The 4831-nt window shown below is 61.6% G+C and carries 3 protein-coding genes and 1 pseudogene; 2 read left to right on the forward strand and 2 right to left on the reverse strand.

The window, feature by feature from the left end:
* Positions 1 to 492 (reverse strand): annotated as a pseudogene (locus EI77_RS23110) (ammonium transporter); the annotation flags it as partial.
* Between the two features lie 313 nt (positions 493 to 805).
* Here EI77_RS23110 and EI77_RS23115 point away from each other — a divergent pair.
* On the forward strand, positions 806 to 1561 hold the full coding sequence (locus tag EI77_RS23115) for a sulfite exporter TauE/SafE family protein (protein WP_133797681.1): 756 nt from the start codon (positions 806 to 808) through the stop codon (positions 1559 to 1561).
* A 333-nt stretch (positions 1562 to 1894) separates the two neighbouring features.
* Positions 1895 to 3004 (forward strand): radical SAM family heme chaperone HemW, encoded by a 1110-nt coding sequence (gene hemW / locus EI77_RS23120; protein ID WP_166647469.1) that lies wholly within the window; start codon positions 1895 to 1897, stop codon positions 3002 to 3004.
* Between the two features lie 298 nt (positions 3005 to 3302).
* On the opposite strand, the gene EI77_RS23125 is transcribed toward hemW, so the two are convergent.
* Positions 3303 to 4274: an NAD-dependent epimerase/dehydratase family protein gene (locus tag EI77_RS23125; RefSeq protein ID WP_133797683.1), complete on the reverse strand. Its 972-nt coding sequence runs from the start codon at positions 4272 to 4274 to the stop codon at positions 3303 to 3305.
* Positions 4275 to 4831 lie beyond the last annotated feature (557 nt).

The raw sequence follows: 4831 nt of genomic DNA on the forward strand, positions 1-4831 counted from the left end.
GCCGGCGATGCCCATGCACTGGGCGATGACGGAAAGGACGTTCTTTTTGCGCACCAGACCACCGTAGAAAAGAGCCAAGCCAGGAAGGGTCATGAAAATGACCAGGGCAGTGCTCGTCATCTGCCAGGCGTTGTGGCCAGGGCCAGGGCCTGCGATGTTGGACTTCCACTCGACATCACCGTCTTTACCGGCCTGGCCGTTGGTGACGTATTTTTCCAAGTCAAAGATCCGCTGCTCAACCGTTGGAGCGGCGGGTTCAGCGGCTGGCGCTTCAGCGGCTGCCGCTGGGGCTTCTACGACTGGGGCAGGAGCAGGAGCGGGTGCTTCAGCAACAGGTGCAGGAGCTGGTGCTGGGGCGGGAGCCGCTTCGGCGGGAGGAGGAGTGGCAGGTTCCTGTCCATAAGACAGGGGTTCGAGCGTAAGCCCCAATGTCGCAGCCGCGATTCCGGCAGCGAGCAGGCATGCAGTCCATCTGTGTTTGCTGGTAAGCATAGTTGTATCGTTTTGAGTTGGTGTTGTGGCGGCTACGGGAACCGTTCTTGTGAAGGCTAAGCAAGGGCCGTGCCAAATTTGATGCGCTATGGTTCACGAAAGTTTAGGCGCACGAAAAGCCTTGTAATCCTTAGGTTTTACGGACTTTTAACCCCTCAGACTAACCAAAAGCATTTCACAAATGGCCCCCTTTTTTCAGGATGCTGGAGGGGGCGTTTTCTGTGCCGGGGCGAGGCTGGCAGGGGGGAAGGTTTTACTTGAAGCGGACCCCGGCAGGGACGAAGACCGCGTCCCGGTTTCGGGGATTTTTTTCATGCCTGAAGATTTTTATATTTTTGTCATCGCCGGTTTTGTGGCCCAGCTCATCGATGGTGCCCTGGGGATGGCCTATGGCATCACGGCCTCCAGCCTGCTGATGGGCTGGGGTGTGCCTCCGGCGGTGGTGAGCAGCACGGTGCATGCGGCGGAATGTTTCACCACGGGGGCCTCGGCGCTGTCCCACCACGCGTTTGGAAACATCAGCAAGGATCTTTTTCGCCGCCTGCTCATCCCGGGCATCATCGGGGCTGCTGTCGGCGCATACTTACTGAGCGTGGTGGATGGGGAGATGATCAAGCCGTATATTTCCGGGTATCTGCTGATCATGGGCCTGGTGATCATCACGAAGGCGTTCATGCCGTTTCCGCCCCGGGAGGTGACGACGAAACTGACGCCGCTGGCGCTGGTGGGCTCGTTTCTGGATGCTATCGGCGGGGGTGGCTGGGGACCCATCGTGGCGACGAACTTGATCGTGCGCGGAAATTCCCTGCGGCATGCGGTGGGCAGTGTGAATGCGGTGGAGTTTTTTGTGACGCTTTCCGCCTCCATCACGTTTTTCCTGAGTATCGGCCTGGGGCACTGGCAGGTCATCGCGGGACTGGCGCTGGGCGGGGTGCTGGCGGCTCCGCTGGGGGCCTTTCTGACGAAGAAGCTGCCGCAGCGCCCCATGATGGTGCTGGTGGGCGTGCTGGTGGTGCTGATGAGCCTGCGCACGCTGCTGAAGGCGCTGGGTTATGCCACGTGGATCTGAAGACTGCGGGCCGGAGCCTAAGGAGTCGGGGCGTCCCGCCCCGACTGCGGACGCACCTCGCTCACTGCACGGATCTTTTCCTTCCCGCTGATCAAGACAAGATTTGAGGCCATCCTGGCCTCAGTCTGTGGGGGCGGGACGCCCGCACTCCTTGCTTCAGCAGCGCCCCCCTCTCCTTGCACATGCCCGCAGCGCAACCCAAGGAGTTGGGGCGTCCCGCCCCGACTGGGGACGCACCTTGCTTCAGCGTCGCCCCCTCCCCTCACTTCAGGGCTGGGAAAAAACGCGTGTCTTTTCCTCCCCACGGCGGCGGTTTGTGCGATGGTGCGGGCCGTGATTCAGCATCTTTACGTTCACATCCCTTTTTGCCACCGCATCTGCCCTTACTGCTCGTTTTATAAACATCAGCACGGCAGCACGGATATGGCGGGCTTTGTGGAGGCGGTGCTGACAGAGGCGCGGCGGGAGCAGGCGGCACGGGCGCATGAGCTGGACCTGCACACGGTTTACCTGGGCGGAGGCACGCCGACGGCGCTCAGTGAAACCCACCTGGAGCGCCTGCTGACTGGCCTGGGGGAGATCCACGACCTGTCCCGCGTGGCCGAATACACCAGCGAGGTGAACCCGCGCACGATCACGGCGGCCAAGGCGGCGATGATGCGCCGCTGCGGGGTCACACGCATCAGCCTGGGCATCCAGGCCTGGGATGAGCCGACGCTGAAGACCCTGGGTCGTGACCACGCCCCGGCGGATGCGGAGGAGACGTATCAACTGCTGCGCGGGGCGGGATTCGACAGCGTGAGCCTGGACCTGATGTTTTCCATCCCCGGCCAGAGCCTGGAGGCCTGGCGTGGGACGCTGGAGCGGACGGTGGCCCTGGAGCCGAACCACATCTCTGCCTACAATCTGAATTATGAGGAGGACACGGAGTTCTTCCAACGGCTGCGCAAGGGCCAGTACCGGGAGGATGAGGGGCGAGATGCGGAGTTTTTTTACCTGGCGCTGGATGTGCTGGAGGCGGGGGGGTATCAGCATTACGAGATCAGCAACTATGCGCGCCCCGGCTACCGGTCCGCTCACAATGAAAGCTACTGGATGGGGGAGGAATACCTGGGCCTGGGGCCGAGCGCCTACTCCACCGCAGGCGGGCAGCGCTGGCAAAACATCCCGGATACGGCGCGCTACATGGAGCTATCCCTGGCCGGGCTGCCGACGGCGCAACCCGGGGAGGAGCTGACGGAGGACCGGCGGCGCACGGAGCGCTTCGGCCTGGAGCTGCGCACCCTGCGCGGCCTGCCGCAGGACCTAGTGCTGCCGGATCAACGGCGCATGCTGCAGACGCTGGCCGAGGAGGGCCTGCTGAATGTGGAAAAGGGCCACATCATCCTCACCCGCCAGGGGAAACCCCTCGTGGATTCCATCGCCGTGGCACTGATGGGGTGAGGGGAGAAGGGAGTGCTCAGTTCACAGTGCTCAGTGCTCAGATGAGGGGCACTCTGACCCTACCTATAGGCCCGATACGCCGTATAGGACTTATCCGAAAAAGCCCCGAATCCCCTAACTGAGCACTGAGCACTGAGCACTGAGCACTGAGCACTGAGCACTGAGCACTGAGCACCGGCTTCAAAACGCCGACTGGCCGTGGACTTTCCATAGCGAACGGGGCGGTTAGAACGGTCTTGCGCGGGACGCACAAGACGGCACGCGAGACGCGTGCGCTCCATGGCGGATGGAATCCCCCCTAGCTCAGCACCACGCCTTCAGCGCGCATCTGGCGGAACCATTCCACATAGGCGGGCACGCCTTCGGCGATGGTGGTGCGGGGCTGGAAGGAGAGAAGCTGGCGGGCTTTGCTGACATCGGCGGAGGTCAGGGGCACGTCACCGGGCTGCTCCGGGAGCTGGTTGATGATGGCTTTTTTCCCCACGGCTTCTTCGATGCTGGCGATGAGGTCATTGAGGGTGACGGTCTGGGAGCCGCCCAGGTTGAAGATATCGCAAATGGGGCCGCTGGTGTAGTTCAGCGCGCCGATGATGCCGTCCACGATGTCGTGAATGAAGGTGTAATCACGGGCGGTGTGACCCTCGCCAAATTTATCAATGGGCAGGCCATCTTGGATGAGGCGGGTGAATTTGGAAATGGCCAGGTCCGGGCGCTGGCGTGGGCCATAGACGGTGAAAAAGCGCAGGCTCACGGTCTTGATGCCGTAAAGATGGCTGTAATTGGAGCACATCTGCTCGCCCGCCATTTTCGTCATCGCATAGGGGCTGATGGTCTGCAAAATGGGGTCTTCCTCACTGAACGGCACCTTTTTATTCACCCCGTAAACGGAGGAACTGCTGGCAAAGACGAAGTGGCGGCAGCCGGTGCGGCGGGCGGCTTCCAGGAGGTTAAAGGTACCCTTGATGTTGGTATCGATATAGAGTTCCGGCTGCTCGATGGAAGGGCGAACGCCGGCCCGTGCGGCCAGGTGGATGACGGCATCGAAGCGGCTCGTTTCGAACAGGCGCTGGATGAGCGGGGCATCCGTGAGCTCACCTTCCTGGAGGGTGATGCGGCTGGCGAAGTTGCGCACGTTGGCGCGCTTGATGGCGGGATTGTAATAATCGTTAAAACTGTCCAGCACGGTCACCTCGTGAGAGCCGCCTTCGAGCAAGCGTTCGACGGTGTGAGAGCCGATGAATCCGGCGCCGCCGGTGACGAGAATCTTCATGGTTGGTCAGAAAAAGAGGACAGTGGGCAGGCAGGGGGCATTTGCAACCAAGAGTGGCTGGAGCTCGAAGATGGTGAGTTTGAGGTGGCTGCGCCCGCCAGGGCGTGTTTGTCCCATGTAGCTGCGCCCGCCAGGGCGTGGGGGTCTGGGGAGAGATGGGGACGTGAGAAAGCTCGCCCACTCGCTGGCGCGAGCAGCCACAGGGAACCCCACTCGCTGGCCAGACTGTTTCAAAACTCGCTGAGAAGTGAACAGGGCAACTCTAGGACTGGTTTTGGGATGCGGGAGAGGGGGCTAAGGTAGGAGGATTTTATTTTTAGATGGCCAGGCCGCTTTTGGGTTCTTAGCCACTGGCCGTCCTTTTCGCATCCGGTCGGCTTTGACTGCCTCTCCCTGGGCACTCCTTTGCCTCCTCAGGCGGCGGTCGCAGCCCGTTTGCCGAGGTGTTTGATCAGTTCCCCTGTGCCGACGATGTTCAGAACGCGGCGCATGTTGTAGCCCAGGGCGCTGAGCGATACCTCTGCATTGACGGCTTCCAGCCCTCGCGTCAAAAACGC

Origin of the sequence: Prosthecobacter fusiformis (genome assembly GCF_004364345.1) — a bacterium.
GTDB classification, from domain to species: domain Bacteria; phylum Verrucomicrobiota; class Verrucomicrobiia; order Verrucomicrobiales; family Verrucomicrobiaceae; genus Prosthecobacter; species Prosthecobacter fusiformis.

What these genes read in the sequence shown, in the direction of transcription:
- EI77_RS23115 (WP_133797681.1), top strand. Translation starts at nt 806, where the DNA reads ATGCCTGAAGATTTTTATATTTTTGTCATCGCCGGTTTTGTGGCCCAG.
- EI77_RS23125 (WP_133797683.1), bottom strand. Translation starts at nt 4,274, where the DNA reads ATGAAGATTCTCGTCACCGGCGGCGCCGGATTCATCGGCTCTCACACC.